Raw genomic sequence first — 14,524 nt, 5'->3', positions numbered from 1 at the left:
AATCAATAATAAAGCAGCCGTTACAAGAGCAGTTAATGGGTTCAAATATAAAATAATTGCCAGCGTGCCTAAGACAGAGACCATAGTTGTTACAAAGCTCACACATTGTGTAAGTATAAAAATCGAAACGTCATTAGAATCGTTATTTACTGTCTGGCGGTAATGTCCAGAATCATATGACGAGAAAAACGATGAATCTGCATGTTGAATCTTGTCAATCAGCTGTCGCTCAATAGTAAACGAAGAATCAATTTGTAACTGACAATAGCGTGTTTTAGCAAGATAGGAACAGCCGGCAATAAGGATTCCTAGTGCGGCAACTACGGCGCAATAGAAAAGTATCTCGCTCCAAGTTGTTCCTGAAATAAAAAGATTAATTACAAATCCAACAAGAAGCGGTTGGATCACCATAAGCGCTGTGACAAAGAATGACAGAAAGAGAAAAATCGCAAGACTGCCTTTATCCAGAATGGTAGATATGCAGTAGCGGATAATGTTAAAAAACTTACTCATTCGAATCACCTTCTGAAGTTGTTAAGAGTAAGATTTCTTGTCTTCTAGTTCTTTGCAGTTTTGATTCAAATATAAATTCTTAAAATTTTTATTCGTCAAGTTTAGTAAAACAAAAAAAACAATCCAGTACTAATCCGTAAATGGTAACAAAATTGAATCTTGATTAGTAAGGTATGGAACTTAAAGGTTTTCCACAAACCGTTTATACTTACACCAATACACAATGGTTGCGAGGAGTATGCATGCTTGTCTATAACACTCAGACGCATAAAAAAGAAGAGTTCAAGCCAATCGACGAGGGCAAAATCCGCATGTACGTGTGCGGTCCTACGGTTTACGATCAGATTCACATCGGAAACGCCCGTACCTTCCTCTCGTTTGACGTTATTCGCCGTTATCTGATGCATAAGGGTTTTGAGGTCACCTTTGCTCAAAACCTGACCGATGTTGACGACAAGATTATTCAGCGCGCCATTGAGCAGGGAAGGACTGCTCAAGAGGTTTCTGAAGAGTTTTCTCAGGCGTTCATTGAGCAGATGCATCGCTTCAATATTCTGGATCCGGATATTCGTCCACGCGCAACGCACGAGATTGAAGCCATGCTCCAGATGATTCAATCTTTGATTGAACAGGGCTATGCTTACGCGGTGCCTTCGGGCGACGTGTACTTCTCGGTTCGTTCTGACCACGGCTATGGTGTACTTTCTGGCCGCGATCTTGATCAGCTTCGCGCAGGTGAGCGCGTTGAGGTTAATGACGAGAAACGCGACCCATTTGACTTTGCACTCTGGAAGGCCGCTAAGCCTGGTGAGCCTAGCTGGCCAAGTCCTTGGGGAGAAGGTCGTCCAGGTTGGCACAGTGAGTGCTGCGCCATGATTCATCGCTACCTGGGCACTCCAATTGACATTCACGGTGGTGGTTCTGACCTGGTATTCCCTCATCATGAGAACGAGACCGCACAGGCATCCTGCGCCTGGCACGCTCCTCTCGCCAATTATTGGATGCACACCGGAATGCTTCGCGTTGATGGCGAGAAGATGTCCAAGTCTTTGGGTAACTTCTACACGCTCAAGGAAGTTTTGGACAAGTACCCTGCAGATGCAGTAAGACTTTTGATGCTTCAGACGCACTATCGTGCACCACTTGATTTCTCGTTTGAGCGCCTTGAGGGTACCGTTGGTACGCTTGAGCGCATGAAGACCTGCGTTGCAAATCTCCGCTGGGCTTTCAAGCAGTCTTCTGCTCAGCACGAACTTTCCGACGCTGATAGCACGCTTGCTGAGGCAATCAATACAGCTCAGAGCGAGTTTGACGCTCAGATGGATGATGATTTCAATACCGCAGGAGCACTCGCTGCTATCTTTGCGCTGGTAACTGCTGCAAATACGTATCTTGCAGAGGTTGGTCAGAACGTTGGCGCAAGTCCTGTTCTCCGTGCAGCAGATATGTTGTGCGAGCTCACGGGAGCTTTGGGAATTGATTTGACTCAGGCAGCGTCCACTTCTGATTTACCAGAGGAGCTTGTGGCACTTGCTGTACAGGTCGCAGGCTATGAGGGCTCGTCAGCTGACGAGGCTGCAGAGGCTTTGCTTGCTGCTCGTCAGGAGGCTCGCTCCCAGAAGAACTGGGCAGTTGCCGATCAAATTAGAGATGGCATTGCCGAGCTTGGACTTTTGATTGAAGATACCGCCGCTGGCGCTCGACTTAAGCGTAAGGCAGACTAACTATGGCAAAAAATCAGCGTTCTACCTCTAAAAACACTCGTTCCGAGGGCGCTGCAGGCCGCGGTGGAGCCGCAGGACGTGGCGGAGCTGCAGGCCGTAGTGGCTCCACAGGTCGTGGCGGAGCAGCGGGTCGTGGCTCCAAGAAGGCTGCCGACTGGGGCGGTTATTTCGGCGCCAAGAATGGCCAGGGCTCAAAAAGCGGTCGCTCCGCACAAGGCGCACGTGCAGCTCAGGGCACCCGCGGTCAACGAGGCGCTGGTGGACAGCGAGGCGCTGGCGCTGGACGTCCCGGTAACAAGAAGTCTGCAACCGATCTTATCGAGGGTCGTCGTGCAGTAGCAGAGGCGCTGACCGTTGGTATTCCTTTGAAGAATGCGCTGGTACAAGCCGCAAGCGGGCAGAAGGACCAAGAAATTGAGGCGCTTGCACGTCAGCTTGAGCAGGAGGGTATTCCTGTCGAGCGTGTTGCAAAGCCCGTGCTTGACTCGCTTTCAAGCCACGGCGCTCACCAGGGCGTTATTGTCCGTACACAGCCTTTTGCTTACGCTGACCTCTCTGAAATCATCCAGCGCGCTGGTTCAGAAAACGCTCTGGTTGTGGTCTTAGATCACGTCACTGACGAGGGAAACTTTGGTGCAATTGTAAGAAGTGCCGAGGTAGTTGGCGCAGCTGGCGTCGTCATTGCAAACGCTCGCGCCGCCCGAGTTGGCGTTGGAGCATACAAGACGTCTGCAGGAGCTGTGCTTCACCTGCCAATCGCCCAGGTATCTAATCTGCCGCGCGCTCTCGAAGAGCTCAAAGCCGCAGGTTTTTGGACATGTGGCTCTACCGAGCACGCTACTCAGTCCGTATGGGAGGCCCCTATGGGAGGCCGCCTTGCACTTGTTATGGGCTCCGAGGGCTCAGGAATTTCTCGCCTTATGCTCGAGAAGTGTGATTTTACGTGCAAACTTCCTCAGTTTGGCCAGGTAGAATCCCTGAATGTTGCTCAGGCAACAACGGTCATGTGCTACGAGTGGCTTCGCAGGACTCAGGAAGCGTAAGCTCAGGAAGCGTAAGAAGTCCAGGAAGCCCAGGAAGCGTAAGGTATGGCTCAGAAAAAATCGCTGCTTGTAGTCGATGGCTATAACGTCATGTTGGCAACCCCTCGCTATGAGGCGTTGCTGGATGAGCGTGGTTCTTCTGCACAAGAAACCGCTGCTGAGAGAGCCTATCACCTCAACACCGATCCGTTTTATCGCGCCCGTTTGGCGCTCATTTCTGACGTTGCCACGTTTGCGCAGGGTACCTACGAGGCCGTTATTGTGTTTGACGGCAAGGGAAATGTAAACGACGAGCGCCCGGAGCGCACCCACGCTGGCGTGCAGTTGGTTTTTTCCGAGACTGGGGAGTCCGCAGATAGTGTCATCGAGCGCCTGGTCACGGACGCTCGAGAGGCTGGTCGCAAGGTATTTCTGGTCACGTCGGACAGGGACATTCGTGCCACAGCCGGCTTTGGCCCCGGCGAGGTCACGCGCATTGCAAGCGCAGCGCTGGTTCACGAGATTTCCCAAGCAGATAACGTTGTCGAAGAGATGCGTCGCGATCAGGTCAGTACGCGCATGACGCTTGAAGACCGTATTTCTCCAGAACAGCGCGAGAAACTCTGGAAGCTGCTAGGCAGATAGGTGCCCAGGTCAGCGTCTCACGTACGCGATGTGCCAACGTGCTCGACCGCACCAATACGTCCAGCGCGCCTGGGCGCAATCAGCGCGCCTGATTTCTGCAAAGAATCTGTAAATTCTGCCTAAAAACGTTAAAGAATCTGTGGATTTGCCTGATTTCATCAAAGAATCGGTGGCTCAAATACAGATTCTTTGCACTTTTCAGGCGGCCTTTGAAGCGCGCGAGATTGCCCCTCCATGGAGCCTGATTTTCTCGCCATGTCTGAATGATTTGCCGGAAAAGTTCACCATATCTGAGCTATTTGCCGGTTTTTCTCGCCAAATCTGAGCTGTTTTACACAGACATGATGCGGTTTTCAGGCTGGCCAGACTTGATGGACAGTGCATTTGCACCAAGCTAGCTTCTACAGAAGGGAAGTGCTCCTACATGCTGCATCGACCAGTTTGTGGAGAAAAATTTCTCGAAAATTGAGACTAGACCAAAGCCAGAAAAGTCTATAGAATATCCTCTGCACTTGATGCCGCTATAGCTCAGCTGGTAGAGCAACTGACTTGTAATCAGTAGGTCCCGGGTTCGAAGCCTGGTGGCGGCACCACTTGAATTTTCAGCCAGGCATTGCCTGGCTTTTTTCGTGCGAATTTTAGGGCTTTCGCAACGTATCGCGTATGGCTCCTATAGATAACTGTAAAAGCCCGTATGCGTCTGGTCAGAAACCCGCTTGGAGTGTGACGAGAAAATCGGTGGAGTTGTGGCAAGAAACTCGCTTGAAGTTGTGGCTAGAAAACCGCAGAGGATCGTGGCGAGAAAATCGCTTGGAATTGTGGAAAAAATTTGATAAGATACGCCCGGTTGGGTGGATTACGTTGACAAGATTTTTATTCAATCGTAATATTTTCCCGCTTGAGAGGTAATTGGAAGATCAACTAGACTTCCTGCGTACGTTAAACTGCAAGGTAAACAGCGTACACAATTGCTTCTAGAGTGCTTGAAAACGGCATTTGGGGATATGGCACAGCGGCAACTGCGGCGGACTGTAAATCCGCTCCTTATTGGTTCCTTGGTTCGAGTCCAAGTATCCCCACCACGCCCGTGTAGCTCAGTAGGTAGAGCACTTCGTTGGTAACGAAGAGGTCACCGGTTCAAATCCGGTCGCGGGCTCCATGTTTCAAGCGGCATTTATGCCGGCGTAGCTCAGCTGGTTAGAGCACACGGCTCATACCCGTGACGTCACTGGTTCGAATCCAGTCGCCGGTACCAGACTCTTTACGGCGTACATGTCCTAGACATTTGCGCCGTTGAGTATAAACAGACGTTTTTTCACCACGGTCTAGCCCGAGGGTTAGTTCCAGAAGGAGGATTGGCAATGGCCAAGGAAAAGTTTGACCGCACAAAGCCACACGTAAACATCGGTACCATTGGTCACGTCGACCACGGTAAGACTACCCTTACCGCAGCAATCACCAAGGTTCTCTCTGAGACCGAGGGCTGCAAGGCAGACTATACCGCCTTCGAGAACATCGATAAGGCTCCAGAGGAGCGTCAGCGTGGTATTACCATTTCTGTTGCTCACGTTGAGTACGAGACTTGGGAGCGCCATTACGCTCACGTCGACTGCCCTGGCCACGCAGACTACATCAAGAACATGATTTCTGGTGCAGCTCAGATGGACGGCGCAATCCTCGTTATTGCTGCAACCGATGGTCCTATGGCTCAGACTCGTGAGCACATCCTTCTTGCACGTCAGGTCGGCGTTCCTTACATCGTCGTCTTCCTGAACAAGTGCGACATGGTCGACGATGACGAGCTCATCGACCTCGTCGAGATGGAGACCCGTGACCTTCTCTCCGAGTACGACTTCCCAGGCGATGACCTTCCAATCATCCGTGGTTCCGCTCTCGGCGCTCTTAACGGCGAGGAGAAGTGGGTTGAGTCCATCCGTGAGCTCATGCACACTGTTGACTCCTACATCCCAACACCTGCTCGTGACAACGAGAAGCCATTCCTGATGGCAATCGAGGACGTCATGACCATTTCTGGTCGTGGTACCGTTGCTACCGGCCGTGTTGAGCGCGGTGAGCTTAAGCTCAATGAGCCTGTTGAGATTGTTGGTATTAAGCCTACTCAGCAGTCTGTTGCTACTGGCATTGAGATGTTCCGTAAGACCATGGACTTCTGCGAGGCTGGCGACAACGTTGGTATTCTTCTTCGTGGTGTTAAGCGCGAGGACATCGAGCGCGGTCAGGTTCTCTGCAAGCCTGGTACCGTTACTCCACACAAGAAGTTCACCGGTGAGGTTTACGTTCTTACTAAGGAAGAGGGCGGCCGTCACACCCCATTCTTCTCTGGTTACCGTCCACAGTTCTACTTCCGTACAACTGACGTAACCGGCGACATCTACGAGCTCACCGATGCAAACGGTGGCAAGGTAGAGATGGCTATGCCTGGCGACCACATCACCGTTGGTTGCGAGCTCATTCACCCAATCGCTCTTGAGCAGGGTCTGAAGTTCGCTATCCGCGAGGGTGGCCACACCGTCGGCGATGGCCGTGTTTCCACCGTCATCGAGTAACTTCTTTTAAAGTTGCTAACTTGCCCGGCGTGCTTTTTGCGCGCCGGGTTTTTTGTCGAGAAAAAATATGTGAACGCCTAGAGTAATTAGAGAAAAGTATTGACATCTCTGGGTAGTGGGTGCTAACCTAAGCAACCGCGTCACATTTCGAGAATACATCTCGTGACCGTGTTCAGGAGGATCAATGCGTACACTCGTTACTCTCGCCTGCACTGAGTGCAAGCGTCGTAATTACACTACGGACAAGAATAAGTCCAACAACCCAGATCGTATGGAGTTGAAGAAGTACTGCCCATGGTGCCACAAGCACACGGTACATCGCGAGACCCGCTAGGCTAGGTGGGTTCGTTCTAGGCCAGTAGCTCCAATGGTAGAGCGGCGGTCTCCAAAACCGTTTGTTGAGGGTTCGAGTCCTTCCTGGCCTGCCAGATAACTTCACCGGCCTTCCCATAAGGGTTGGCCGGTTTGTATGTAGGTATAACATCCAAGGGAGCGTAGGATGGCAAATAAGGAGCGCAATAAGAGGAGCGCACGTAAGGCTCGCGCAGAAGAGCGCGCCCAGCGTGAGACCCTTCAGGCTGAAGCTACTCCTGAAGCTTCTGCTAAGGCTACTAAGGCCGAGGCAAAGAAGCAGGAGAAGTCCATTCAGCGTAACGCTAACCCTGGCTTCTTTGGCCGCCTGGGTGCTTACTTTGCAGGCGTTCGTACAGAAATGCACCGCGTTGTGTGGCCTTCAAGCTCTGAGCTTGCTGGTTTCTCTGTAGCCGTAATTGCAACAATCATTTTCTTTGGCTTGGTAACTTGGCTGGTTGATACTGGCATTGTTGCTGGTCTCGTCGCCTTTACTGGACTGAGGGGATAATCAATGGCTAAGCGCTGGTATGTAGTTCACACCTATTCAGGTTATGAGAACAAGGTAAAGACAGACCTTGAGCACCGTATTGAGACCTATGGCCTTGAGCGTGCTGTTGTTGATATTCAGATTCCTACTGAGGAAGTTACTGAGGTCAAGGACGGCGGCAAGCGCGAGACCAAAGAGTCTAAGGTTTTCCCAGGTTACGTTCTTGTTCGCATGGAGCTGGATGACAATACTTGGGCTGTTGTTCGCAACACCCCAGGCGTAACTGGTTTTGTTGGCATTGACGGCAAGCCAGTTCCTCTGCGTCGTGAAGAGTTCGATAAGATCATGCGTCGCGGCGGTATGAAGACGGGTGGCCCTGTACCTAAGCGTACAGCAACCAATATTGAGGTCGGTCAGGCAATTCACGTTCTTTCTGGTCCTCTCGCTGACTTCGACGGAACTGTTTCTGAGGTCAACGCAGAGTCCGGCAAGATCAAGGTTATGCTCACCATCTTTGGTCGCGAGACTCCGGTTGAGCTCACCATGGATCAAATTTCCCTGATAGACTAGTAACTAACGGCTTATCCCGCACTTCTCGTCCCTTGTGGATTGCTTCTCGGGAGTGCGCGAGAATAGACTCAAACGTATTCAAACAGGAGGCTTAACATGCCCGCAAAGAAGGTTGTTAACTTTATTAAGCTGCAGATTCCTGCAGGCCAGGCAAACCCAGCTCCTCCAGTAGGACCAGCTCTGGGTGCTGCACAGGTCAACATTATGCAGTTCTGCCAGGCGTTCAACGCTGCAACTCAGGACAAGGCTGGCGACATCATCCCAGTCGAGATTTCTGTTTACGAGGATCGTTCCTTTGACTTCGTAACCAAGACTCCTCCAGCAGCTCAGCTCATCAAGAAGGAGCTTCACCTCAAGGGTGGTTCCGGTGTTCCTCAGCGCGATAAGGTTGGCCAGCTCTCCCAGGAGCAGCTCACCAAGATTGCTGAGATCAAGATGCCTGACCTCAACGCAAACGACATTGAGGCTGCAAAGAAGATCGTCGCTGGTACCGCTCGTTCCATGGGTGTAACCATCGCCGAGTAGTGTTTACTCCCGTCAGCCATTAGTGTGGCTGACGGTTGTTTTGTCAGAGCATCCAACGTTAGTGCACGTAGTTGGGTTTCTCGCCAAGAGGGCGTAACTATGGACGGAAGATGCAGGAGTGGGAGGGCAGACGCCCGCTAACCACAGGAGGTACATAATGCCTAAGCACGGAAAGAACTACAAGAATGCAGTTGCCAAGGTAGACGGTGCAAACCTCTACAGCCCAAAAGAGGCAGTAACCCTGTCTAAGGAGCTTGCAACTGCTAAGTTTGACGAGACCATTGAGGTAGCAATTCGCCTTGGTGTCGATACTCGTAAGGCTGACCAGAACGTCCGCGGTTCCATTTCTCTGCCTCACGGCACTGGTAAGACCGTTCGCGTTGCAGTCTTCGCAGAGGGCGAGAAGGCCCGCGAGGCTGAGGCAGCTGGCGCTGACATCGTCGGTGGCGACGAGCTCATCGCAGAGGTCGAGAAGGGCATGCTTGACTTTGACGCAGCAATCGCAACCCCTCAGATGATGGGTAAGGTTGGTCGTCTTGGTCGCGTTCTTGGTCCTCGTGGCCTTATGCCTAACCCTAAGCTCGGCACCGTTACCATGGATGTTGCAAAGATGGTTAACGAGCTCAAGGCTGGTCGTGTTGAGTATCGTGCAGACCGTTTTGGTATCTGCCACGTTGCAATCGGCAAGGCTTCTTTTGAGGTCCAGCAGCTTGTTGAGAACTATGGCGCACTTCTCTCTGAGATTATTCGCGTCAAGCCATCCAGCGCTAAGGGTAAGTACGTCAAGACCGTTGCTATTTCCTCTACTATGGGCCCTGGCATCAAGGTTGATCCAACCAAGGTTCGTAACCTCATGGAGGACTAAGCTTTACGCTTAGAAGTACCTAGCACGTTTAATCCGGTATCTGCTTGCAGGTACCGGATTTTTCTTGAAGCGTGCATGTGGTGTAGGCGTGGACTCTGCTTGCAGTGGGCGTGTGGTTTGAGGCGTGGACTCTGCTTGCGGCGCGCGTGTGGCTGATGTGTGTGGCTGAGTTGTGCGTAGCTGCTTAGCCGCCCTTCTCGTCAAATTTTTGTGAAGAGAAAGAAATTGTGCGCCCAACCTTGACTTGGATAGTTTTTTGCTGCACAATATCCAACGCAAGACAGACGTCTTGTAGTTGCACGTTCGCTGCCAAAGACAGCCGGCGCCTTGAATCCAAGGCTTAATGGGAATTCCCGCCTGCCGAGGTGGTCTTGAGATTAGTACATCCAGACCCCGCTTTGGTTGCCAAAGTGGGGTCTTTTCATGTGAGGGCCGCACCTGTTGGCGCTCGTGCCTGAGACATGATAAAGGAGGTGTACTACATGCCAGCTCAGTCTAAACTTGATTTGCTCGAGAAGGTTTCCGCTTCTCTCGACAACTCCAAGGGCCTGTTTGTTATCGACTATCGTGGTCTCTCCGTAAAGGAGACTCAGGAGCTGCGCCGCGCACTTACCGCTGCAGGCGCTCACATGAAGGTCTATAAGAACAACATCGTCAAGATTGCTCTTAAGAACGCTGGTATGCCAGAGATTGACGAGATGCTCGCCGGTACCTGCGCATACGTTTTCTATGAGAATGATCCTGTCGAGGCCGCTAAGGTCATCAAGGATCAGGCCAAGAAGCTCAAGAAACTTGAGTTCATTGGTGGTATCGCTGATGGTCAGGCACTTACTGCTGACGAGGCAAAGGCTTACGCAGATCTTCCTTCTCGCGAGGAGCTCATTGCAAAGCTTGTCTTCGTTGTTGCAAGCCCACTTACCGGTATTGCACAGGTTTGCGCTGGTCCAGCTCGTGGACTCGCAACCGCTCTTTCTGCAGTCGCAGATCAGAAAAACGCTGCATAAGCAACGTTTTGTTGTACCCGCGCATTGGCGCAAACCGCGTGAGAGTGTAAACGCATTCAAACGCACACATACAAGCCGGGCTTTTGCCCAGATGCAGTACAAAGGCTGCATCGTTTAAAAAGGAGAATTGACATGGCTGTCACTAAAGATGAGATCATTGAGGCCCTTAAAGAGATGCCAGCACTCGAGCTTTCTGAGCTCGTTCACGAGCTTGAGGACGTCTTTGGCGTTTCCGCTGCTGCTCCTGTAGCTGTCGCTGCTGCTCCTGCAGCTGGTGGCGCTGCTGAGGAGGCAGAGGAGAAGACCAACTTTGACGTTATCCTCGAGGGCTTCGGCGACAACAAGATTGGCGTCATCAAGGTTGTCCGTGCTCTTACCAACCTTGGTCTCAAGGAGGCAAAGGAGGTCGTCGAGGGTGCTCCTAAGGCTGTCCTCGAGGGCGCAAAGAAGGAGGACGCTGAGGCTGCTAAGGCTCAGCTCGAGGAGGCTGGCGCTACCGTCACCCTTAAGTAAGTCCATCCTACATTGCTTACTGGAGAGGTCAGACTTCGGTCTGGCCTCTTTTTTGTTTGCCTAGCGAGAAACCCGGCGTGCTCGCAAATCGTATGAAGCTGAGGTGCTTTTGCTGCAGCCTGAAAAGTGCATCAAGTCTGAGTGATTTGCCGGATTTTCTCGCCATGTCTGAGCGATTTGCCTGTTTTTCTCGTCGTATCTGAGTGCTTTTGCTCAGACTTGGTGTTCATTTCAGGCTCATGAATCCAGCGTGATTGCTCTAGCTTCCTGCGTGACTTACACCAGCTTTCTAGCGCCTGATTTCTGCAAAGAATCTGTAACTTTTGCCTTAAATTGCAATAGAATCTGTGGATTTGCCTGATTTCGTTAAAGAATCGGTGGCGCAAATACAGATTCTTTGCACTTTTCAGGCGCACATTGTTAGTCAGAAGCGCCTAGCGAGAAACCCGTGCGCTCGTACCCGCGCCTGGCGAGAAACCCGTGCGCTCGGAGCGCATGGAGCGCCATGCGAAGCGACGTGGCGGGGGAGTGCCGCTCACCGAAAGCTATTTCTGTCTCCGTGGACCTTCTCCACAAAATCTTCATAACTAGAAAAGACGAGTTAGTCAAGGATTTACCTGCAACATAACGTTTGTGCAGTTGAAAAACATAAACGCGATAATATAGTCAAAACGTCTTAAAAAATCAAGTGTTTTTCTGTTGACGCGCATTAAAATCTTGACTAAATTACTAGGTTGCGACAATTGCCACCTTCCACCCTTTTGAAGGAGGACAACCTGGTGTCTACCGCTAAAAAGACTTCCCTCACCACGCCTCAGGCGCATACTGGACGCAGGACGTTCAGTAAGATTCCCGCAGCTATGGAGCTGCCAAATCTGATTTCTGTACAGAAGGAATCATTTGAGCGCTTTATGGGAGAGGGCCTTGCAGAGTCCTTCGCTGAGTTCTCGCCAATTGAGAACAGCGCTGGAACCATGCAGGTCACCTTTGGTGACCATCAGTTCGGCGACCCTGCCAATTCAATGGCTGAGTGTCGTGCAAAAGACATTTCATATCAAGCACCTCTTTTTGTTGACGTCCGTTTTGTCAACAAAGAGACTGGTGAGATGAAGGAGCAGCTTGTCTTCATGGGTGATTTCCCACTGATGACTGAGCGCGGTACCTTCATCATCAACGGTTCTGAGCGCGTTGTGGTTTCACAGCTCGTTCGTTCACCTGGCGTGTATTTCTCGTCAGAGATGGACAACGGTGTTCTGGTCCACAAGTCTCAGTTCATTCCTGCACGTGGTGCATGGCTTGAGTTTGAGGTTGATAAGCGCGGCCACCTGGTCGTCTCCATTGACCGCAAGCGTCGCCAGAGCGCTACCGTCTTCCTCCGTGCACTTGGCATTGCTGTTACCGATGACGAGATTCTCTCGCTCCTTGGTGATTCCGATGTTGTTCGCAACACACTTGAGCGTGACGTTGCAACTACACGTGAGGATGCTCTTATCGAGATTTATCGTCGTCAGCGTCCAGGCGAGCCACCAACTGTTGACTCCGCCCGTTCTCTGCTTGACGGCCTCTTCTTCAACGAGCAGCGCTATGACCTTGCACGCGTTGGTCGTTATAAGATCAACAAGAAGCTTGAGGAAGAGATTCCTGCAGATGTTCGTGTCCTTACCAAAGAGGACATTGTCGCAGCTCTTCAGTACCTTCTTGCAGTGCATGCAGGTGATGAGTCTAAGCACCTTGATGACATTGACCACTTTGGCAACCGCCGCGTTCGTACCGTAGGTGAGCTGGTCCAGAACCAGTTCCGCATTGGTATGAGCCGTATGGAGCGTGTTGTTCGTGAGCGTATGGCATCTCAGGACGCAGACGACATCACTCCACAGTCTTTGATCAATATCCGTCCAATTGTTGCTGCAATCAAGGAGTTCTTCGGTTCTTCTCAGCTTTCGCAGTTCATGGACCAGGCAAACCCACTTGCTGGTTTGACCCACAAGCGTCGTCTTTCTGCTCTGGGACCTGGCGGTCTTGCAGGACACAAGTCCGGCTCCAGCCGTCGTACCAACGTTCCTACCGCAGTCCGCGACGTTCACAACTCGCACTACTCCCGTATGTGCCCAATCGAGACTCCTGAGGGACCAAACATTGGTCTTATCGGCTCTTTGGCACTGTACGCTCACGTAAATGAGTACGGCTTTATCGAGGCTCCTTATCGTAAGGTCACGGACGGCGTTGTCTCTGACGACATCGTTTGGATGACTGCAGACGAGGAGGAGAATCACATTATTGCTCCTGCTAACACCCCAATTGACCCTAAGTCTAAGAAGTTTGTTGAGGTTGACGCAGACGGCAAGATTGTTGATGCAGACCGCGTTATTGCACGTACCCGCGACTTCGACGGTTCCTTCGGTGCACCTGCACAGGTTCCTGTTGAGGACGTTGACTACATGGACGTTTCTCCACGTCAGCTTCTCTCCGTCGCCGCTAACCTCATTCCATTCCTCGAGCACGACGATGCAAAGCGTACCCTCATGGGTGCAAACATGCAGCGTCAGGCAGTGCCTCTGATTCAGTCCCACGCTCCATTTGTTGGAACTGGCATGGAGGGCCGCGCAGCTCAGGACTCTGGTGAGCTTATTTGTGCAGAGTTTGCCGGCGAGGTCACCGAGGTTGATGCAGCTCACGTTGTCATCTACTCCGATGAGCACGGTTCTCAGCGCTACGATCTTCCTAAGTACGAGCGCTCCAACCAGTCCACTTGCATCAACCATCGTCCAATTGTCACTGTTGGACAGCAGGTTGAGAAAGGCCAGCCAATCGCAGACGGTCCATCTGTTGACCACTCTGAGCTGGCACTTGGTGCAAACCTTACCGTTGCTTACATGCCGTGGGAAGGCTACAACTACGAGGACGGTATTATCGTCTCCGAGCGTGTTGTTCAGGAAGACCTTCTGACCTCCGTTAACATTTCCCGCCACGAGATTGATGCTCGTGATACCAAGCTTGGTGCTGAGGAGATTACCCGCGAGATTCCAAACCTTGGTGAGGACATGCTCGCAAACCTCGACGATGACGGTATCATCCGCATCGGCGCTGAGGTTGGCCCTGGCGATATTCTGGTTGGTAAGGTCACTCCTAAGGGTGAGACTGCTCTGACCGCAGAAGAGCGCCTGCTTCGCGCAATCTTCGGTGCTAAGGCACACGATGTTCGTGATACTTCCCTTAAGATGCCACACGGCTCTTATGGTCGCGTTGTTGACGTTGTCCGCTTCAGCCGTGAGGCTGGAGACGACCTGCCTCCAGGAGTAAACGACCTGGTCCGCGTCTTTGTTGCTCAGCGCAGAAAGATCCAGCAGGGCGATAAGATCGCTGGTCGCCACGGTAACAAGGGTGTTATTTGTAAGGTTCTCCCAGTTGAGGACATGCCTTACATGGCAGATGGTACCCCAGTAGACGTTATTCTCGACCCACTGGGCGTTCCTTCCCGTATGAACGTTGGTCAGCTGCTTGAGTGCCACCTTGGTTGGGGCGCTGCACACGGTTGGGATGACGATGACGCAGATTCTAAGCGTTACGTTGAGGGCCCAATTCCTGTTGCAACACCACTCTTTGACGGTGCTACTGATGAGTCCGTTGCAGAGATTGTTCGCCGCACCAACATCAACATGATTAACAAGGCTCTCAAGGAGTTGTGTCCTGCGCATTATTAGTTTGTGTTGAAGACTCGCTCACGCGCTATCCTTT

At 51.7% G+C, this 14,524-nt stretch carries 13 protein-coding genes, 5 tRNA genes, 1 pseudogene and 1 other annotated feature; of the genes and pseudogenes, 18 read left to right on the top strand and 1 reads right to left on the bottom strand.

Annotated elements, in window-relative coordinates:
* On the bottom strand, positions 1 to 513 hold a 513-nt coding region (locus RWJ43_RS03235; protein ID WP_314007694.1), incomplete at its 3' end, for an ABC transporter transmembrane domain-containing protein.
* A 242-nt stretch (positions 514 to 755) separates the two neighbouring features.
* On the opposite strand from RWJ43_RS03235, the gene cysS reads away from it, so the two are divergent.
* The 18 genes and pseudogenes from cysS to RWJ43_RS03145 form a co-directional block, all read left to right on the top strand.
* Complete coding sequence (gene cysS, locus RWJ43_RS03230; RefSeq protein WP_314007693.1) at positions 756 to 2,237, top strand: cysteine--tRNA ligase; 1,482 nt, start codon at positions 756 to 758, stop codon at positions 2,235 to 2,237.
* Between the two features lie 2 nt (positions 2,238 to 2,239).
* Positions 2,240 to 3,280 carry a 23S rRNA (guanosine(2251)-2'-O)-methyltransferase RlmB gene (gene rlmB / locus RWJ43_RS03225; protein WP_314007690.1) on the top strand — a complete coding sequence of 347 codons (1,041 nt, stop codon included), beginning with the start codon at positions 2,240 to 2,242 and terminating at the stop codon, positions 3,278 to 3,280.
* Positions 3,281 to 3,325: 45 nt separating this feature from the next.
* Complete coding sequence (locus tag RWJ43_RS03220; RefSeq protein ID WP_035432071.1) at positions 3,326 to 3,904, top strand: NYN domain-containing protein; 579 nt, start codon at positions 3,326 to 3,328, stop codon at positions 3,902 to 3,904.
* A gap of 139 nt (positions 3,905 to 4,043) precedes the next feature.
* Positions 4,044 to 4,229 (top strand): hypothetical protein, encoded by a 186-nt coding sequence (locus RWJ43_RS03215; protein ID WP_314007685.1) that lies wholly within the window; start codon positions 4,044 to 4,046, stop codon positions 4,227 to 4,229.
* A 192-nt stretch (positions 4,230 to 4,421) separates the two neighbouring features.
* Positions 4,422 to 4,497: transfer RNA gene (locus RWJ43_RS03210), tRNA-Thr, on the top strand.
* A 405-nt stretch (positions 4,498 to 4,902) separates the two neighbouring features.
* Positions 4,903 to 4,986, top strand: a tRNA-Tyr gene (locus RWJ43_RS03205).
* Position 4,987: 1 nt separating this feature from the next.
* Positions 4,988 to 5,063, top strand: a tRNA-Thr gene (locus RWJ43_RS03200).
* A 19-nt stretch (positions 5,064 to 5,082) separates the two neighbouring features.
* A tRNA-Met gene (locus tag RWJ43_RS03195) sits at positions 5,083 to 5,159 on the top strand.
* A gap of 106 nt (positions 5,160 to 5,265) precedes the next feature.
* Positions 5,266 to 6,471, top strand: coding sequence for an elongation factor Tu (gene tuf, locus RWJ43_RS03190; protein WP_314007683.1), 1,206 nt, complete (start codon positions 5,266 to 5,268; stop codon positions 6,469 to 6,471).
* A 184-nt stretch (positions 6,472 to 6,655) separates the two neighbouring features.
* Positions 6,656 to 6,805 (top strand): 50S ribosomal protein L33, encoded by a 150-nt coding sequence (gene rpmG / locus RWJ43_RS03185; RefSeq protein ID WP_012809261.1) that lies wholly within the window; start codon positions 6,656 to 6,658, stop codon positions 6,803 to 6,805.
* Positions 6,806 to 6,823: 18 nt separating this feature from the next.
* Positions 6,824 to 6,899, top strand: a tRNA-Trp gene (locus RWJ43_RS03180).
* Between the two features lie 71 nt (positions 6,900 to 6,970).
* Complete coding sequence (gene secE, locus RWJ43_RS03175) at positions 6,971 to 7,333, top strand: preprotein translocase subunit SecE (protein ID WP_314007681.1); 363 nt, start codon at positions 6,971 to 6,973, stop codon at positions 7,331 to 7,333.
* A gap of 3 nt (positions 7,334 to 7,336) precedes the next feature.
* The gene (gene nusG / locus RWJ43_RS03170) at positions 7,337 to 7,882 is read left to right on the top strand and encodes a transcription termination/antitermination protein NusG (protein WP_314007678.1); all 546 of its coding nucleotides are present in this window, start codon (positions 7,337 to 7,339) and stop codon (positions 7,880 to 7,882) included.
* A gap of 96 nt (positions 7,883 to 7,978) precedes the next feature.
* Positions 7,979 to 8,407 carry a 50S ribosomal protein L11 gene (rplK, locus tag RWJ43_RS03165; RefSeq protein WP_012809258.1) on the top strand — a complete coding sequence of 143 codons (429 nt, stop codon included), beginning with the start codon at positions 7,979 to 7,981 and terminating at the stop codon, positions 8,405 to 8,407.
* Between the two features lie 157 nt (positions 8,408 to 8,564).
* Entirely contained in the window at positions 8,565 to 9,272 is a 708-nt protein-coding gene (gene rplA, locus RWJ43_RS03160) for a 50S ribosomal protein L1 (protein ID WP_314007675.1), read from the top strand.
* Between the two features lie 291 nt (positions 9,273 to 9,563).
* Positions 9,564 to 9,703 (top strand) — a sequence feature (ribosomal protein L10 leader region).
* 51 nt (positions 9,704 to 9,754) lie between these two features.
* Positions 9,755 to 10,276: a 50S ribosomal protein L10 gene (gene rplJ, locus RWJ43_RS03155; protein WP_314007673.1), complete on the top strand. Its 522-nt coding sequence runs from the start codon at positions 9,755 to 9,757 to the stop codon at positions 10,274 to 10,276.
* A gap of 132 nt (positions 10,277 to 10,408) precedes the next feature.
* Positions 10,409 to 10,789: a 50S ribosomal protein L7/L12 gene (gene rplL, locus RWJ43_RS03150; RefSeq protein ID WP_314007669.1), complete on the top strand. Its 381-nt coding sequence runs from the start codon at positions 10,409 to 10,411 to the stop codon at positions 10,787 to 10,789.
* Between the two features lie 779 nt (positions 10,790 to 11,568).
* Positions 11,569 to 14,469 (top strand): annotated as a pseudogene (locus RWJ43_RS03145) (DNA-directed RNA polymerase subunit beta); the annotation flags it as partial.
* Between the last annotated feature and the right edge of the window lie 55 nt (positions 14,470 to 14,524).

This window comes from Lancefieldella parvula, assembly GCF_963530955.1.
GTDB classification, from domain to species: Bacteria; Actinomycetota; Coriobacteriia; order Coriobacteriales; family Atopobiaceae; genus Lancefieldella; species Lancefieldella parvula_A.
The sequence above is the reverse complement of the archived record's forward strand: the minus strand, read 5'-3'. Positions and strand labels throughout refer to the sequence as shown.

What these genes read in the sequence shown, in the direction of transcription:
- cysS (WP_314007693.1), top strand. Translation starts at nt 756, where the DNA reads ATGCTTGTCTATAACACTCAGACGCATAAAAAAGAAGAGTTCAAGCCA.
- rlmB (WP_314007690.1), top strand. Translation starts at nt 2,240, where the DNA reads ATGGCAAAAAATCAGCGTTCTACCTCTAAAAACACTCGTTCCGAGGGC.
- RWJ43_RS03220 (WP_035432071.1), top strand. Translation starts at nt 3,326, where the DNA reads ATGGCTCAGAAAAAATCGCTGCTTGTAGTCGATGGCTATAACGTCATG.
- tuf (WP_314007683.1), top strand. Translation starts at nt 5,266, where the DNA reads ATGGCCAAGGAAAAGTTTGACCGCACAAAGCCACACGTAAACATCGGT.
- rpmG (WP_012809261.1), top strand. Translation starts at nt 6,656, where the DNA reads ATGCGTACACTCGTTACTCTCGCCTGCACTGAGTGCAAGCGTCGTAAT.
- secE (WP_314007681.1), top strand. Translation starts at nt 6,971, where the DNA reads ATGGCAAATAAGGAGCGCAATAAGAGGAGCGCACGTAAGGCTCGCGCA.
- nusG (WP_314007678.1), top strand. Translation starts at nt 7,337, where the DNA reads ATGGCTAAGCGCTGGTATGTAGTTCACACCTATTCAGGTTATGAGAAC.
- rplK (WP_012809258.1), top strand. Translation starts at nt 7,979, where the DNA reads ATGCCCGCAAAGAAGGTTGTTAACTTTATTAAGCTGCAGATTCCTGCA.
- rplA (WP_314007675.1), top strand. Translation starts at nt 8,565, where the DNA reads ATGCCTAAGCACGGAAAGAACTACAAGAATGCAGTTGCCAAGGTAGAC.
- rplJ (WP_314007673.1), top strand. Translation starts at nt 9,755, where the DNA reads ATGCCAGCTCAGTCTAAACTTGATTTGCTCGAGAAGGTTTCCGCTTCT.
- rplL (WP_314007669.1), top strand. Translation starts at nt 10,409, where the DNA reads ATGGCTGTCACTAAAGATGAGATCATTGAGGCCCTTAAAGAGATGCCA.